The 15,564-nt window shown below is 73.1% G+C and carries 10 protein-coding genes and 2 pseudogenes; 2 read left to right on the forward strand and 10 right to left on the reverse strand.

Translation table 11 applies throughout. The annotated features are described in order from the left end of the window. The first annotated feature begins 224 nt into the window (after window positions 1-224). On the forward strand, window positions 225-1,709 hold the full coding sequence (locus tag ACQ9ZG_RS12030) for an oligopeptide:H+ symporter (RefSeq protein WP_028417651.1): 1,485 nt from the start codon (window positions 225-227) through the stop codon (window positions 1,707-1,709). Window positions 1,710-1,863: 154 nt separating this feature from the next. Here the strand turns inward: ACQ9ZG_RS12030 and ACQ9ZG_RS12035 are convergent, their stop codons facing one another. From ACQ9ZG_RS12035 to ACQ9ZG_RS12060, 6 genes and pseudogenes are all read right to left on the reverse strand, one after another. After that, window positions 1,864-3,294, reverse strand: coding sequence for a hypothetical protein (locus ACQ9ZG_RS12035; protein ID WP_499280457.1), 1,431 nt, complete (start codon window positions 3,292-3,294; stop codon window positions 1,864-1,866). Further along, window positions 3,291-4,121 (reverse strand): annotated as a pseudogene (locus ACQ9ZG_RS12040) (hypothetical protein); the annotation flags it as partial. The pseudogene ACQ9ZG_RS12040 and the gene ACQ9ZG_RS12035, both read right to left, overlap by 4 nt. Before the next feature lie 366 nt (window positions 4,122-4,487). Further along, window positions 4,488-5,417: pseudogene (locus tag ACQ9ZG_RS12045) on the reverse strand (hypothetical protein); the annotation flags it as partial. 227 nt (window positions 5,418-5,644) lie between these two features. Further along, window positions 5,645-6,385, reverse strand: a complete 741-nt coding sequence (locus ACQ9ZG_RS12050; RefSeq protein ID WP_109915291.1) for a peptidase — start codon at window positions 6,383-6,385, stop codon at window positions 5,645-5,647. Window positions 6,386-6,631: 246 nt separating this feature from the next. Beyond that, entirely contained in the window at window positions 6,632-7,123 is a 492-nt protein-coding gene (locus ACQ9ZG_RS12055) for an ATP-binding protein (RefSeq protein WP_028417647.1), read from the reverse strand. 216 nt (window positions 7,124-7,339) lie between these two features. Continuing rightward, window positions 7,340-7,708 carry an STAS domain-containing protein gene (locus ACQ9ZG_RS12060; protein ID WP_026238381.1) on the reverse strand — a complete coding sequence of 123 codons (369 nt, stop codon included), beginning with the start codon at window positions 7,706-7,708 and terminating at the stop codon, window positions 7,340-7,342. A 287-nt stretch (window positions 7,709-7,995) separates the two neighbouring features. On the opposite strand from ACQ9ZG_RS12060, the gene ACQ9ZG_RS12065 reads away from it, so the two are divergent. Then, window positions 7,996-8,967, forward strand: coding sequence for an RNA polymerase sigma factor SigF (locus ACQ9ZG_RS12065; protein ID WP_109915290.1), 972 nt, complete (start codon window positions 7,996-7,998; stop codon window positions 8,965-8,967). A gap of 85 nt (window positions 8,968-9,052) precedes the next feature. Here ACQ9ZG_RS12065 and hutI read toward each other — a convergent pair whose 3' ends face one another. The 4 genes from hutI to hutU form a co-directional block, all read right to left on the reverse strand. Further along, window positions 9,053-10,225: an imidazolonepropionase gene (gene hutI / locus ACQ9ZG_RS12070; RefSeq protein ID WP_109915289.1), complete on the reverse strand. Its 1,173-nt coding sequence runs from the start codon at window positions 10,223-10,225 to the stop codon at window positions 9,053-9,055. A gap of 62 nt (window positions 10,226-10,287) precedes the next feature. Further along, window positions 10,288-11,577 carry a formimidoylglutamate deiminase gene (locus ACQ9ZG_RS12075; RefSeq protein ID WP_232790362.1) on the reverse strand — a complete coding sequence of 430 codons (1,290 nt, stop codon included), beginning with the start codon at window positions 11,575-11,577 and terminating at the stop codon, window positions 10,288-10,290. A 212-nt stretch (window positions 11,578-11,789) separates the two neighbouring features. After that, entirely contained in the window at window positions 11,790-12,998 is a 1,209-nt protein-coding gene (locus ACQ9ZG_RS12080; RefSeq protein WP_499281593.1) for an allantoate amidohydrolase, read from the reverse strand. Window positions 12,999-13,318: 320 nt separating this feature from the next. After that, window positions 13,319-14,977: a urocanate hydratase gene (gene hutU / locus ACQ9ZG_RS12085; RefSeq protein WP_109917105.1), complete on the reverse strand. Its 1,659-nt coding sequence runs from the start codon at window positions 14,975-14,977 to the stop codon at window positions 13,319-13,321. Between the last annotated feature and the right edge of the window lie 587 nt (window positions 14,978-15,564).

Raw genomic sequence — 15,564 nt, forward strand, 5'->3', positions numbered from 1 at the left:
TGAATGACCTGTGAGCCGGGCCCGGAGCGTGAGGACGCGCGACGGGTGTGGATCCCGACGCGGTACTCCCCCGCCCCGCCGCCGAACGCTCCGACCGGAGCCCGGCCCCGGGGCGAGTCCTCCTCAGGCGTTGGGACGGGGTGTGCCCGCGCCGGTGCCGGCTACCCCCCACCGGGCGCGCACCGCTCACGAGGCGCGCGCGTCCCGACCAGCAAGGATCGACCATGGCGTCCAGCCTGACGAAGGACTCGGCCAGTTCCGGCGAGAAGACCTTCTTCGGCCACCCTCGCGGCCTGGCCACACTCTTCATGACGGAGATGTGGGAGCGCTTCAGCTATTACGGCATGAGGGCACTGCTCCCGCTCTACCTGATCGCGCCCGGCGGGCTCGACATGAACCCCGCCACGGCGACCGCGATCTACTCGGTCTACCTGTCGCTGGTGTACCTGCTCGCCATGCCCGGCGGCTGGTTCGGCGACCGGGTCTGGGGCCCGCGCAAGACCGTCGCCATCGCCGGCGGGGTCATCATGGCGGGCCACCTGGTCCTGGCCCTGCCCTGGGAGGGCACGTTCTTCGCCGGCCTGGGCCTCGTGGCCATCGGATCGGGTCTGCTGAAGTCCAACATCTCGACGATGGTCGGCCACCTCTACGACGGCCCGGACGACCCGCGCCGCGACGGCGGCTTCACGATCTTCTACATGGGCATCAACATGGGTGCCTTCGCGGCGCCCCTGGTGATCGGCACCGTCGGTGAGAACGTCAACTGGCACCTCGGCTTCGCCCTCGCGGCCCTCGGTATGGGTCTCGGTGTGCTCCAGTTCCTCATCGGCACCCGCCACCTGAACGAGCGCAGCCTGATCGTCCCGAAGCCGCTCTCCAAGGACGAGCGCGCCTCCACCCTGCGCAAGTCGATGATCTGGCTGGGCATCGCGGCCGTCTTCTACATCGGCACGGTCGTCACCGGCGTCTACACGCTGAACTGGCTGCTGGTCCCGATCACCATCGCCGGTCTCGTCATCCCCGTGATGGTCCTGACGCGCATCAAGCGCGACAAGGAGCTGAGCGAGGCCGAGCAGTCGAAGATGTCCGGCTACATCTGGTTCTTCGTGGCCGCCGCCATCTTCTGGATGATCTACGACCAGGGCGGCTCGACGCTCGCGATCTTCGCCGAGTCCTCGGCCGACAACAGCGTCTTCGGCTGGGACTTCCCGGTCTCCTGGTACCAGTCGGTCAACCCGGTCCTGATCATGGCGCTCGCCCCGGTCTTCGCCGCCGTCTGGCTGGCGCTGAACCGGCGTGGCAAGGAGCCGAGCACGATCGTGAAGTTCAGCTCCGGTCTGGTGCTGGTCGGTGCCTCGTTCTTCGTCTTCCTGATGCCGCTGACCATCGCGGGTGACGGTCACAAGGCCGCCGCGATGTGGATGGTCGCGATCTACTTCATCCAGACCGTCGCGGAGCTGACGCTCTCGCCGGTCGGCCTGTCGGTCACCACGAAGATGGCTCCGGCGAAGTACGCGAGCCAGATGATGGGTGTCTGGTTCCTCGCCGTCACCGCCGGTGACTGCACCACGGGTCTGCTCTCGCTGGCCGGTGTGGGGCTCAACGGCACCGGGGTGGTCGCCCTGGAGGCGACGCTCGCGGTGGGCGCCGGTATCGCGATCTTCATGTACCGCAACAAGGTCAAGAAGCTCATGGGCGACGTCCACTGAGCTTCCTGAGGTCCGCCTCGTAGGACCGTACGGCGGAGGGCCGTCGCACCGGAACGTTCCGGTGCGACGGCCCTCCGCGCGTGCCGGGGGCGCCGGTCCGGTCGAGCCCGTTCGGTGGGCTCGGCCCTGGCCGGGTGCCGGATCTGTCGGGTGCTCAGCGCGTGCCGCGCAGCCTGCGCCACGGGGTGAACGTGAAGACCGCGCCGCCCAGCAGGATCGCCGTGCCCGCGACCAGGCCGAGCGCGCGGAGGGCGCCGTCGTTCTCGGCCCCGGTGGCCGCGAGGCCGCCGCCGGAGTCCGTGCCTCCGGAGCCCGTACCGCCGGTCCCGCCGGAAGCCGCCGCTCCGCCGTCGGAGCCGGAGCCGCCGGACGCGCCGCCCGGCTGGGCCGAGGTGTCCAGCTCCAGGGAGACGGCCACATCGGCGGGCGGGGTGCAGGTCGTCGTCGTACCGGCGGCCATCACCGTGAGGACCCCCGGGCTGAGCGTCGACTTCCCGCTCGCGCCGGGCTTGTACGTGCCGGTGAGGTCCGGGATCTCGATCGGGGCGCCGGTCTTGATGACCTCCTTGTTCAGCGGCCCCTCGACCGTGACCGTGCCCTGGTCCGCCCCGCCGAGCCTGACCGCCATGGACGGTTTGACCTGCTCGGCCGGGATGTCGATCGGGCTGTCCATCACGGACTTGCCGAACTTCACCGTGAGGTCGTACGAGCCCCCGTTCTTCCTGGCGCCGATACGGACCGGGGAGGTGGCGTCCTTGTCACCGATGGGGGTCTTGCAGGCGTAGGCGACGGAGACCTCCTTGCCGGGGAAGTCGGTACCGCCTCCGGAGCCGCCGGTGCTACCGCCCGAGTCCGTACCGCCTGCCGCCGTACCGCCGGAGGTGGTGCCGCCGGTGGTCGTGCCGCCTGAGGTGTTCCCTCCGGAGGTCGTGGCGCCGGAGGTGGTGCCGCCGGAGGCCGTGGCGCCTCCTGCGTCCGTACCGCCCGACGTCGTACCGCCCGTGTTCGTACCGCCGGAGTCGGCGCCTCCGGACGTGGTGCCGCCCGTGCCGGAGCCCCCGTCCGTCACCTTGATCGTGGCGCCCGGCCGGACCGTCTCCTTCGGGGCGCACCTGGTGTCCGTGGAGATCGGCCTGGAGACGTTGATGGCGTACGCGCCCGGGGTCAGCGTGATCTCCCCGGCCCTCTCCAGCTTCAACGTGGCCGTCATGTCGGGCAGCAGCATGGGACTGTTCTTCGGGATGGGCGGATTCTGCCGGGGCCCCTCCAGCTTCAGCTCCCCGCTCGCCGCGCCGCCCAGCGTGATGGTCCCGGTGGGCTTCACCGTGTCCTTGCCCAGGTCCAGCACGTCCGGGTTCCTCGACGCGGCCTCGACCGTCTTCCAGACGACCTCGATCTCGTCCCCGACCTTCGCCTCGGCCGGTGCGGTCAGCAGCACCTTGGTGGTGCCCTGGACCGGCGGCAGTCCCGAGATGGGCGGCGGAACGCACTCCGTCGCGTAACTGACCTCGGCTGCCTGCGCCGGGCTCGCGGCCAGGACGATGCCCGCGCCGCCGAGCACCAGCGCGAGTGCCGCCGCGCTCATCCTCCGTTGCGTGTCCACACGTGTCCCTTCGTCGTGGGTGGGGGTCGTTTCTCCGACGGTGCGGAACGCCGGTGCTGTGCCGGTGCGGAGTCCTGGGTGAACCACGGCAGGGCGGCCGTGCCGGTGCCCGTGCCCGTGGGCCGTGCGGGGGTGCGGTGGGCGTGGCGCGGCGGGGTGCCGGCGGGGCGGGGGCGGACCTTGTCCACGACGGCCATGCCGATACGGAAGACGGCGGCCGGGACGACCAGGCAGAGCAGCACCCAGAAGAGCGTGACGCCCCACGGTCGGCTCACCCGCCACGGCTGCTCGGCCAGCAGCTTCGTCCCGTACCGCAGGGAGACCTGGTAGTCGCCGTGGGCGCCGGCGGAGAGTTCGACCGGCAGCCTGACCTGGGCCCGGCCCCCGGGGGCGACCGTGCCGCGCCACTGGCGCTCCTCCCACTGCGGGGCGAAGACGCCGTGCGCGGTGCCGATCTCGAAGACGGGGTCCTTCACGGGCGCGGTCCCCGGATTGCCGACGGTGACCACCAACTGCCGTACGGGCGGGGCCCCGAACCAGGTGAGCAGCGAGCTCTCGCCCGCCAGGCGGGGAGGGGACAGGACCGCGAGCCGCCCCTCGTCGGCCGGGGGCGGCAGCTCGGCCGTGGGGTGGCCCGCCACCGTGAACACCGCGTCGACCACTGCCTGTTCACCGGTCACCGTGGCGACGTGCACCACACAGGGGCAGGGTTCGGGCGGCTCGGCCACCGGCAGCTTCTTGCCGAACGCCCCCTTCCTGTCCGTGGTGACGGCCCGGCCGTCGGCGTTGGCGCAGGAGTTGGTGCCGCCGCTTCACGATTCCGCTCCTGTTCTCGCGAGGGGGCCGGGGACGCGGGGCGGCCGGCCTGCCGTAGGCGCGCCGACGGGGGCCGGGGAGGGCGGGGGCGGAGTGGCCGGGGCGGCAGGTGGCGGGGTGGCCGAAGGCGCGGACGCAGGGGCGGCAGGAGCGGCGAGGGTGGGGGCGGCCGGGGGCGCAGCGGCAGGAGCGGCAAGGGCCGGGGGCACAGTGGCAGGAGCCGGAGCAGCCCGGAGCGGGGCGGCCGGGGGCACAGTGGCAGGAGCCGGAGCAGCCCGGAGCGGGGCGGCCGGGGGCACAGTGGCAGGAGCCGGAGCAGCCCGGAGCGGGGCGGCCGAAGGCGCGGCCGCAGGGGCGGCAGAAGCCGGGGCAGCCGAGGGCACAGCGGCAGAAGCCGGGGCGGACGGGGTGAGGGCGGCCGAAGGCGCAGCGGCAGGAGCGGCAAGGGCCGGGGCCGCCGGAACCGGGTCCGGGGCTCGCTGCCCGCCTCGGCTGTGGCGCCGTCGGTGCGCCACCGTGCCGAGCACCGCCAGCGCGCCGAGCAGCAGCAGCCCGCCCCCGGCGACCGGCGCCACCGGGACGTACGCCGCCGAGACCGTCCCCTCGCCCCGTGCCCCGCCCGCCGCGGTGACCCGGAGCCGTACGGTGACGGAGTCCAGTGCCGGGGCGTCCGGCCAGGGTTCGGTCAGCTCCACCCGGCGGCCGGGGGCCAGCTCCAGGGGCAGCGGCCGCTCCGGACGGTCCAGCAGCACCCCGAACACCCCGTCCGCGCGCACGGCCAGCCGCGGCCTCAGCGGCGTGTTGCCCCGGTTGACCAGGGCGTACCGGACGGTCCCGCCCGACACCTCGACATCCTCCACGGTGAGCGCCGCCAGGGTGGGGCCGCCGACCCGTACCCGTACCTGCACACGCCCCTCCGTCCCCCCGCCCGCCGTCGCCACGATCGCGCCCGCGAGGTCGCCCGGGGTCGCGTTGCCCGGCAGGGCGAGGGCGAACGGCACGTCGGCGCGGGTCCGGGCCGGGACGGTCACCGTCCGCGCCCCGAACCGGAGCCACGGCCCGGCCCGGCCGTCGCCCCGCAGCCGTACGGTCAGCGGGGTACGGGCGGGGTTGGTGACCGAGATCCGGTCCTGGAGCACCGAGTCGGGGACGCCCTCCAGATACACGTACGGCCGCGTCTCCCGCCCGGCGCTCCCGCCGCCCGCAGGCCGGACCGTCCAGCCGGGGTCCTCCCCGGCCGCCGCGGCGGGGGCGGGGAGCAGCGCCAGCAGAAGGACGGCGAGCACCATCGGCAGCACGGCGGCGGCCCCACGTCCGGACCGTCCGTACGGCCCGTACGGGAAAGGCGGCGGCCCGGACGGCCCGGGCGACGCTCCGAACCGGACCGGCAGGACGGACGCCGGGGACGGCGGAGACGGCGGAGACGCCGGAGACGGCGGAGACGGCGGAGACGGCGGGGAAAGAAGAGGCGGTGCGGACGGCATGGGCGGCTCCCTCGCGCTGGCGTGTCCGGCCTTCAGCCCGTGGGGCGCTGCCCTCGCCGGGTCAGCCAGAGCACCCCGGCCGCCCCGGTGAGCAGGACCGTCCCCCCGAGGGTGCCGAGCGCCGCCACCGAGTCGAGCGGCCCGGTCCTGGGCAGCTCGCCCCCGCCCGTGGCACCCGCCGAACCGGTCGATCCGCCTCCGCTCGACGCCCCTCCCGAGCCTCCCGAACCGGTCGGCCCTCCCGAGCCGCCCCCCGCTCCTTCGACGTCGAGCGTCAGGGAGGGCCCGGGGCTGTTCTTCGGCGTACAGGTCGTCACCGTGCCGAGCGCCTTGATCGTGAGCACGCCGGCGGTGAAGGTGACCTTGCCGCTCTTCCTGGGCGTGTACGTCCCCGACAAGTCACTGATCTTGATGGGGGTGTTGGCCGGAATGGCCTCTTCGTTCGCCGGGCCCGAGACCTGGACCTTCCCCGTCTCAGCACCGCCCACCTCGATCACGGCGCTCGGATTCATGGCGCCCTTGCCCAGCTCGACCGGGCTGGAGGAGACGCCCTTCCGGAAGGACATGGTCAGCTTGTATCCGCCACCGCTCGCGGTGCTCTTGATATCGATGGGAGAGACGGCTCCTTTGGGCCCGATGGGCGTCTCGCACTGGTAGTTGACGTCCACGACCTCGGCGTGGGCGGCGGGCGCGGCCATCACGACCACCGAGCCCGCCAGCGCGGTCGTGAGTGCGGCCGTCAGCGCGAGAGCTGTCCGCTTCTGGTTCGACACCTCGTGTTCCCCTCATGCCGGACGCCGCCGCGCGCCACGGCCGGTGCGGGCACGCTGTGCTGACGGCACATCAGATCGGTCGCTCAAGGTACGCCCGGGGCCTGATGGAGGGAAGACAAAGAGCGCGCCGGATCGGCGCGCTCTTCGGCGTATGCGGTTGTACGGGGTCACCCCGCGATCACGTGCGCTCTGCGGTCACCCGCACTCCACGGTCACGGTCGCTCCGGGGGCACGGTCGCTCCGGGGTCACGCGGGGGCGGCCAGCTCCGCCCAGACGGTCTTGCCCGGCCGGTCCGCCGTACGCTGCACGCCCCAGTCCAGGCAGAGGCGCTGCACGATGAACATGCCGTGCCCGCCGGGGCGGCCGACGCGGTGCGGGGTACGGGGTGCGGGCTGGCCGGCTCCCCGGTCGACGACCTCGACGCGCAGCGCCTTGGGCGTACAGCCGATCCGCAACTCCTCGGGGCCCCCCGCGTGCAGGCAGGCGTTGGTCACCAGCTCGGAGACCACCAGCAGGACGTCCTCGGCGGCGGCCCGGCGGTCCGCGCTGGACGCCGGGAGCCACCCCCAGTCGTGCAGGGCCTGCCGGGCGAAGTCACGGGCCATCGGGACGATCCCGCTGGCCTGCCCGAGTGAGAGCGTGCGCCACTGCCGCTCGGCCGGGGCGGGCGAGACTGCGCCCGCTCCCTCCGGCTCGCGACCGAGGTCGCCCGGCGGATGCTGCCGGGTGGTGCTCATCAGCGCTTCACCTCACCGATTCGCCATGTCGTTCGCCATGTCGCCATGTCGCATTGAACAGAAATGATCAGTTACCGAGTCTGCCGGATCCCTGATCCCCAGGGGATGCCGACGGGGTGTCTCCTGCCCGGCCGCTCCGCTACAACACCCACTTCAGGCAGTGGATCGCGTAACACGGCCATCATCGGGCACAGCGCGGGGCGCGCCGCACCCGATCTAGGTGTTCAGGGCGTCTTCGAGGGTGGCGTGGACGGTGAAGACCGCATCGGCGCCGGTGATCTCGAAGACTCTCGCCACCACCGGCAGCATGCCGGTCAGGTGAACGCCGCCCCCGGCCGCCTCCGCCTTGAGGCGGGCGCCGAGCAGCACGTTCAGTCCGGTGGAGTCGCAGAAGTCGAGCCGTGAGCAGTCGACCACCAGGCGTGACCGCCCCTGCTCGACCGCGCTCTCCAGGGGCTCCCGCAGCAGATCGGCGGTGTGGTGATCCAGCTCACCCACCGGCGTCACGACCTCGCTGCGCCCCTCGGTCCGGGCCTCGACCTGAAGCCGACCCCGGTTCGCACTGCCGACCGTCCCGCGGTCCATGCCCCGTACCTCTTCGCCGTCCGTCACTGTGCGCCTCACTGCCCGTGCGGCCATATGCAGAGTCGCCGCCGACCTGCGTAAAACAGTACGCGTTCCGTAGGCCGCGCGGTAGTCGGAGACCTCAACAAACCGGACATATGCGGTGAATTGGCGCTTGTAACTGTCAGCGGTAACCGGGTAAGGGTAGAGGGACACCTGAAATCACGACCGGCTTCGGAGGCGCCGCTTCACCGCAGGAACACGTATGGGCATCGGCAGCCATATGCCGAGAACGATGGAGGAGAACCATGTCACCCCGGCTCGACGAAGCGCGTACCCGCGACGCGTCGTCGGCATGTCCTCAGGGACCGACCAATTCCGACTCCCCCGCCGCGAGCGCCCTCCCGGGCCCGCGCGCCGGCACCACCAGCACCACCCCCGAATCTCACGGCGAGGAGTTCGATGGCTTCACGGGGCTCGAAGGACTTCCCGAGATCCCGCCCTACGCCGAAGTGGGGGCCATGGACGCCAGGGCCCTGTCGAAGACGCTCTTCGAGCGCCTCGAAACCCTCGAAGAGGGCACACACGAGTACGCGTACGTCCGCAACACCCTCGTCGAGCTGAACCTCGCGCTCGTCAAGTTCGCCGCCTCCCGGTTCCGCTCGCGGAGCGAGCCGATGGAGGACATCGTCCAGGTCGGCACCATCGGTCTGATCAAGGCGATCGACCGGTTCGAGCTGAGCCGCGGTGTCGAGTTCCCGACGTTCGCCATGCCGACCATCGTCGGTGAGATCAAACGATTCTTCCGTGACACCAGCTGGTCCGTGCGCGTTCCGCGCCGGCTCCAGGAACTCCGGCTCGACCTGGCCAAGGCCGGGGACGAACTCTCCCAGCAGCTGGACCGCGCGCCCACCGTGGCGGAGCTGTCCGAGCGCCTGGGCATCACCCCGGACGAGGTCGTCGAGGGCATGTCCGCGAGCAACGCGTACACCGCCAGCTCGCTGGACGCCAAGCCCGAGGAGGGCGACGGCGAGGGCGCCCTCGCGGACCGCATCGGCTACGAGGACCATGGGCTCGAGGGCATCGAGTACGTCGAGTCCCTGAAGCCGCTGATCGCCGCGCTGCCCTCGCGGGACCGCATGATCCTCTCGCTCCGCTTCGTCAGCAACATGACGCAGTCGGAGATCGGGGAGGAGCTGGGCATCTCCCAGATGCACGTCTCCCGCCTGCTCTCCCGGACGCTGGTCAAGCTCCGCAAGGGGCTGACCGTGGAGGAGTAGCGGCCCGCGCTCCCGGCGGAAGGGCCCGCCCCGGTACGTACGTCGCACGACGGCGTACCGGGGCGGGCCCTTCCGTGCGTACCGGCTACTCCACCCGCGCCCCGCCCCGCCACACCGCGCTGACCAGCGGGACACCCGGGCGGTAGGCGAGGTGGACGTGGCTGGGGGCGTCCAGGAGCACCAGGTCGGCACGGGCGCCGGGGGTGATGCGGCCGATGTCGGTGCGGCGGAGGGCGGCGGCGCCGCCCGCGGTGGCGGACCAGAGGGCCTCGTCGGGGGTCATCCCCATGTCCCGTACGGCCAGGGCGATGCAGAACGGCATGGACGAGGTGAACGACGAGCCGGGATTGCAGTCCGTGGAGAGCGCGACCGTGGCCCCCGCGTCGAGCAGGCGGCGGGCGTCGGGCCAGGTGGCGCGGGTGGAGAACTCGGCTCCGGGGAGGAGGGTGGCGACCGTGTCCCCCTGGCCCAGCGCGTCGACATCGGCGTCGGTGAGATGGGTGCAGTGGTCGGCCGATGCGGCGTCGAGCTCCACGGCGAGCTGGACGCCGGGGCCGTACGTCAGCTGGTTGGCGTGGATACGGGGGTGGAGCCCCTTGGCGCGGCCCGCGGTGAGGATGGCGCGGGCCTGGTCGCCGTCGAAGGCGCCGCGCTCGCAGAAGACGTCGACCCAGCGGGCGTGCGGGGCGCAGGCGTCCAGCATCGGGCCGGTGACCAGGTCGACGTAGCCGGCCGGGTCGTCGGCGTAGTCCGGGGGGACGACGTGGGCGCCGAGGTAGGTGACCTCGTCGGTGTGGCGGGAGGCGATGCGCAGGGCGCGGGCCTCGTCCTCGACCGAGAGGCCGTAGCCGGACTTGGTCTCCAGGGTGGTGGTGCCCTGCCGCAGGGCCTCCGCGAGGTAGTGGGCGACGTTGTCGGAGAGCTGCTCGTCGGAGGCCTCGCGGGTGGCGGCGACCGTGGTGCGGATGCCGCCCGCGGTGTAGGGCTGCCCGGACATCCGGGCGTTGAACTCCTGGGTGCGGTCGCCCGCGAAGACCAGGTGGGAGTGGGAGTCGACGAAGCCCGGGATCATGGCCCGGCCCGCCGCGTCGAGGACGTTGTCAGTGGCGGGTGCTTTGCTTGATTCACCGGTCCAGACGATGCGGTCGCCGTCGATGACGACGGCCGCGTCCTGGATCAGGCCCAGGGGGGTCCCGTTGCCGAGGGAGGGGTCATTGGTGACCAGGCTGGCGATGTGGGTGACGGCGGTGGTCGTCATCTGGAGAGTGTTCTCCTTGCGTTCCGGGAGGGCTCGGGTGAGGGGCGTGCGACGGCCGCCGGTCAGCCGTGCAGGGCGGACACGGCTGCCGCGAGGGCTCCGGGCACGTCCTCGACCAGCGTGTGGCGGCCGTCGCGGACGATATGACGCCCTGCCACGACCGTGTGCCGCACATCGGCGGCGGAGGCGGCGAATACGGCGGTCTCCGCTGCCAGCCGGGGCACCGGTCCCGCCGTTCTGACGGAGTCCAGGGCGATGGTCGTCAGGTCGGCGGGGGCGCCCGGTTCCAGGACGCCCGCGTCGGGGCGGCCGAGTGCGGCGTGCCCGTCGGCGGAGGCGGCCCGGAGCAGGGCGGCGGCCGTCCAGTGGCCCCGGGTGTGGGTGCGCAGCCGCTCGTTCAGCTCCATCGCGCGCGCCTCCTCGAAGAGGTCGACGACGGCGTGGCTGTCGCTGCCCAGGGAGAGCGGCGAACCCGCCTTCTGGAGGGCCACGGCGGGCCCGATGCCGTCCGCCAGGTCGCGTTCGGTGGTCGGGCACATGCAGGTGCCGGTGGAGGAGGCGCCGAGCAGCGCGATGTCCTCCTGGGTGAGGTGCGTGTTGTGGACGCCCGTGGTGCGGGGGCCCAGCACCCCGTGGTCGGCCAGCAGCCGGGTCGGGGTGCGGCCGTGGGCGGCCAGGCAGGCGTCGTTCTCCGCGAGCTGTTCGGAGAGGTGGACGTGGAGGGGGGCCTCCCGCTCCTCGGCCCACCGCGCCACGGTGGCCAGTTGGTCGGCCGGGACCGCCCGGACGGAGTGGATGGCGGCGCCGATCAGGGCGTGGCCGCCGCCCTTGAGGAGGGAGGCGCGCTCGGCCCAGGCGTCGGCGGTGGTGTCGGAGAAGCGGAGCTGGTGCCGGTTGGGGGGCTCGCCGAAGCCGGCCGCGAGGTAGGCGGTGTCCAGCAGGGTGATCCGGATGCCCGCCTCGGCCGCCGCGGCGACGAGGGCCTCCCCCATGGCATTGGGGTCGGCGTAGGGCGTTCCGCCGGGCGCGTGGTGCAGATAGTGGAACTCCCCGACGGCGGTGATCCCGGCCAGGGCCATTTCGGCGTACGCGGCACGGGCCAGGTCGAAGTAGCTGTCCGGGGTGAGCCGGGCGGCCACCTGGTACATCAGCTCGCGCCAGGTCCAGAAGGTCCCGGTGCCCACCTGGACGGTGGCGCGCAGGGCCCGGTGGAAGGCGTGGGAGTGGGTGTTGGCGAGGCCGGGGAGGGTCAGGCCGCGCAGCACGGTGGCGCCGGGCGGGGGCGTCCGCACCCCGGTCCTGACCCCGGCGATCCGGCCTCCGGCGACCTCCACGGTCACATCGGGCTCCACATGGGTCCCGAGCCAGGCGTGGTCCGCCCAGTACGTCGCGGTGACGGGCCCGTCGGCCGTCCCGGCCGCCTCCGCGCTCCGCGGCGCCTCCGCGGTGCCTGCCCTCTCCGCGGTGCCTGCCCTCTCCGCGGTGCCTGCCCTTTCCGCGGTGCCTGCCGGCTCGGCGGCCTGTGCCCTCTCCGCGGCCTGTGCCGTCTCGGCGGTCCGGTTCGTCAGCTGCACGCGAGACCTTCCAGTACGTCGGCGAGTGCCCGCACCCCGGCCACGCAGTCGTCCTCGGCGGCGTGTTCGGCCGGGGAGTGCGAGATGCCGGTGGGGTTCCGTACGAAGAGCATGGCGGTGGGCACCGAGGCGGACAAAATACCCGCGTCGTGGCCCGCGCCGGTGCCGAGCACGGGGACGGGGCGCCCCGTGTCGCCGCTCCCCCGCAGGATCTTGGCCAGCTCGTCCCGCAGGGCGTGCTCGAACTCGACCACGGGCGTGAACGACTCCCGTACGACGTCGAGATCGATCCCGGCCCGGTCGGCGTACTCCCGGGCGGCGCGCTCGATGCCGGTGACGACGGCGTCCAGGGTGGCCTGGTCGGCGGCGCGGGAGTCGAGCCAGCCCCGGACGAGGGAGGGGATGGCGTTGACGCCGTTGGGCTCGACGGCGATCTTGCCGAAGGTGGCGAGGGCGCCGGTGAGTTCGGCCTCGCGGCGGGCGGCGAGCACGGTCTCGGCGTACGTGAGCATGGGGTCGCGGCGGTCGACGAGGCGGGTGGTGCCCGCGTGGTTGGCCTCGCCCCGGAAGTCGAACCGCCAGCGGCCGTGCGGCCAGATGGCGGAGGCGATGCCGACGGGGTCGCCGGTCAGGTCGAGGGCGCGGCCCTGCTCGACGTGGAGTTCGACGAACGCGCCGATCCGGGCGAGCCGTTCGGGGTCGGGGCCGATGGTCCCGGGGTCGTATCCGGCGCTCTCCATGGCGGCGGGCAGGGCGACCCCGTCGGCGTCCTCGAGGCGGTGGGCGTCGGCGACGGTGAGCTGTCCGGCGGCGAGCCGGGACCCGACGCAGGCGAGGCCGAAGCGGGCGCCCTCCTCGTCACCGAAGTTGGTGACGGCGAGGGGGCGGGTGAACGCCACGCCCCGGGAGCGGAGTTCGTCGAGCGCGGCGAAGGAGGAGACCACGCCCAGCGGCCCGTCGAAGGCACCGCCGTCGGGGACGGAGTCCAGGTGCGAGCCGGTGACGACGGCGTCCCCGGCCAGGGGGTCACCGAGCCAGGCCCACTGGTTGCCGTTGCGGTCGGTCTCGTAGGTGAGCCCGCGCGCCTCGGCCTGCGCCCGGAACCAGGCCCGGCACTCCAGGTCCGCCGCCGACCAGGCGTAGCGGCGGTAGCCGCCGCTGCCGGGGTGGCGGCCGACGGGGGCCAGCTCGCGCCACATGGAGAGGAAGGAGTCGCCCGTACGCCACTGGGGCGCCGGCCCCCCGGAGGGCACGGCGGCCCCCCGGGACGAGCCCGCCGCCGGGCCGGGCCCGGCCGCACCCGACGGTGTGCCGGGGTGCGTCCCCAGGGAGGCGGGGGCACTCGACGATGTGCCCGGGTGCGCCGTCGGGGAGGCGGGGGCACTCGACGGCGTACCCGGGGCGGGAGCGCCCTGCGTGGTGCTCCGGGGCGTGCCCTGGCCCCTGCCGTCCGGCGGGGCGGCCGTGCCCCGCGACGTACCGCCGGTCCCGGGCAGGTCCCCCGGCGTGCCCGTCGGCATCAGTGGTCCTCCGTCATCGGGACGCGTACGCCCTTCTCCGCGGCGACCGACTCCGCGATGTCGTAGCCCGCGTCGACATGGCGGATGACGCCCATGCCGGGGTCGTTCGTCAGGACGCGGCGGATCTTCTCGCCCGCGAGCTCCGTGCCGTCCGCGACGGTGACCTGGCCCGCGTGGATGGAGCGGCCCATGCCGACGCCGCCGCCGTGGTGGAGGGAGACCCAGGAGGCGCCGGAGGCGACGTTGACCATGGCGTTGAGCAGCGGCCAGTCCGCGATGGCGTCGGAGCCGTCGAGCATGGCCTCGGTCTCGCGGTACGGGGAGGCGACCGAGCCGCAGTCCAGGTGGTCGCGGCCGATGGCGAGCGGGGCGGCCAGTTCGCCGCTCGCGACCATGTCGTTGAAGCGCTCGCCGGCCTTGTCGCGCTCGCCGTAGCCGAGCCAGCAGATGCGGGCGGGCAGGCCCTGGAAGTGGACCCGTTCGCCGGCCATGGTGATCCAGCGGTGCAGGGACTCGTTCTCCGGGAAGAGGTCCAGGATCGCCTTGTCCGTCTTGTGGATGTCGGACGCCTCGCCGGAGAGGGCGGCCCAGCGGAAGGGGCCCTTGCCCTCGCAGAAGAGGGGGCGGATGTAGGCGGGGACGAAGCCGGGGAAGTCGAAGGCACGGTCGTACCCGGCGAGCCGGGCCTCGCCGCGGATGGAGTTGCCGTAGTCGAAGACCTCGGCCCCGGCGTCCATGAAGCCGACCATGGCCTCGACGTGACGGGCCATCGACTCGCGGGCGCGCTGGGTGAAGTCGGCGGGCTTCTCGGCGGCGAGGGTGGCCATGTCGTCGAAGTCGACGCCGAGCGGGAGGTAGGCCAGCGGGTCGTGGGCGCTGGTCTGGTCGGTGACGATGTCGACCGGCGCGCCCTCGGCGAGCATCCGGGGCAGCAGCTCCGCCGCGTTGCCGAGGAGGCCGATGGAGAGGGGGCGGCGGGCGTCGCGGGCCTCGACGGCGAGCTGGAGGGCGTGCTCCAGGCTGTCGGCCTTCACGTCCAGGTAGCGGTGTTCGATGCGGCGGTCGATGGCGCGCGGGTCGCAGTCGATACAGATGGCGACGCCGTCGTTCATGGTGACGGCGAGCGGCTGGGCGCCGCCCATGCCGCCGAGCCCGGCGGTCAGGGTGATCGTCCCGGCCAGCGTGCCGCCGAACTTCTTGGCGGCGACGGCGGCGAAGGTCTCGTAGGTGCCCTGGAGGATGCCCTGGGTGCCGATGTAGATCCAGGACCCGGCGGTCATCTGGCCGTACATCGTCAGGCCCAGCTGCTCCAGGCGGCGGAACTCCTCCCAGTTGGCCCAGTCGCCCACCAGGTTGGAGTTGGCGATGAGGACGCGCGGCGCCCACTCGTGGGTCTGCATGACACCGACCGGCCGCCCGGACTGGACGAGCATCGTCTCGTCCTGCTTGAGCGTCTGCAGGGTGCGGACCATCGCGTCGAACGAGCGCCAGTCACGGGCCGCCTTGCCCGTACCGCCGTAGACGACGAGCTTGTCGGGGTGCTCGGCGACCTCGGGGTCCAGGTTGTTCTGGAGCATGCGCAGGGCGGCTTCCTGCTGCCATCCCAGGGCGCTGAGGGCGCTGCCGCGCGGCGCTCGTACGGGGCGGGGTCCTGACATGGCGGTGCCTCCTCGCGACGATGACTAGATATTCACATCCTGAGGCGCTGAATAGTCGTAGTCAACAGGTGCGGCCCGCGCCACGTCGGGGAAAGCCGCCCGGGTGCCGCCGCAGCCCGCCCATGAGGCACCACCGAGCGCTCCCGCCTCACCCTCCACCCCGGCGCCTTCGGCCTCTCCACCCCGGCACGATCCAGATCCTGGCCGCCCCGGCACCCCGGCACCCCGGCACCCCGGCACGATCCACACCCTGGCCACCCCGGCGCCCCTGCCCCCCTCGGCCCCGACCGACTCCCGCACCCCGGCGGAATCCAGCAGTCCGCTAATGGAGGCGGCCCAGGCGGGCGGCGTCGATTTTCCGCCGAATGCCTTCGGCCCGATCGCCCTGTTCGGGGTCACCGACCCGGCCTTGATCGATCCGATGGGCGGCCTCCCCGTTCTGCTACGGCAGCGCGGACGAGCACGTCCTGCCGCCCGCGCCGGGCAGGGCCCTGGTGGGCCGAAGATCCGTCACCCCACTTCCCGGCCAATGCGTTTCAGCCGCTCCTTTACACCCTGCGGAGCATGTACCAAAGGAAAATGCCAGA

The organism is Streptomyces araujoniae, from assembly GCF_050871195.1.
Lineage (GTDB): Bacteria > Actinomycetota > Actinomycetes > Streptomycetales > Streptomycetaceae > Streptomyces > Streptomyces bacillaris.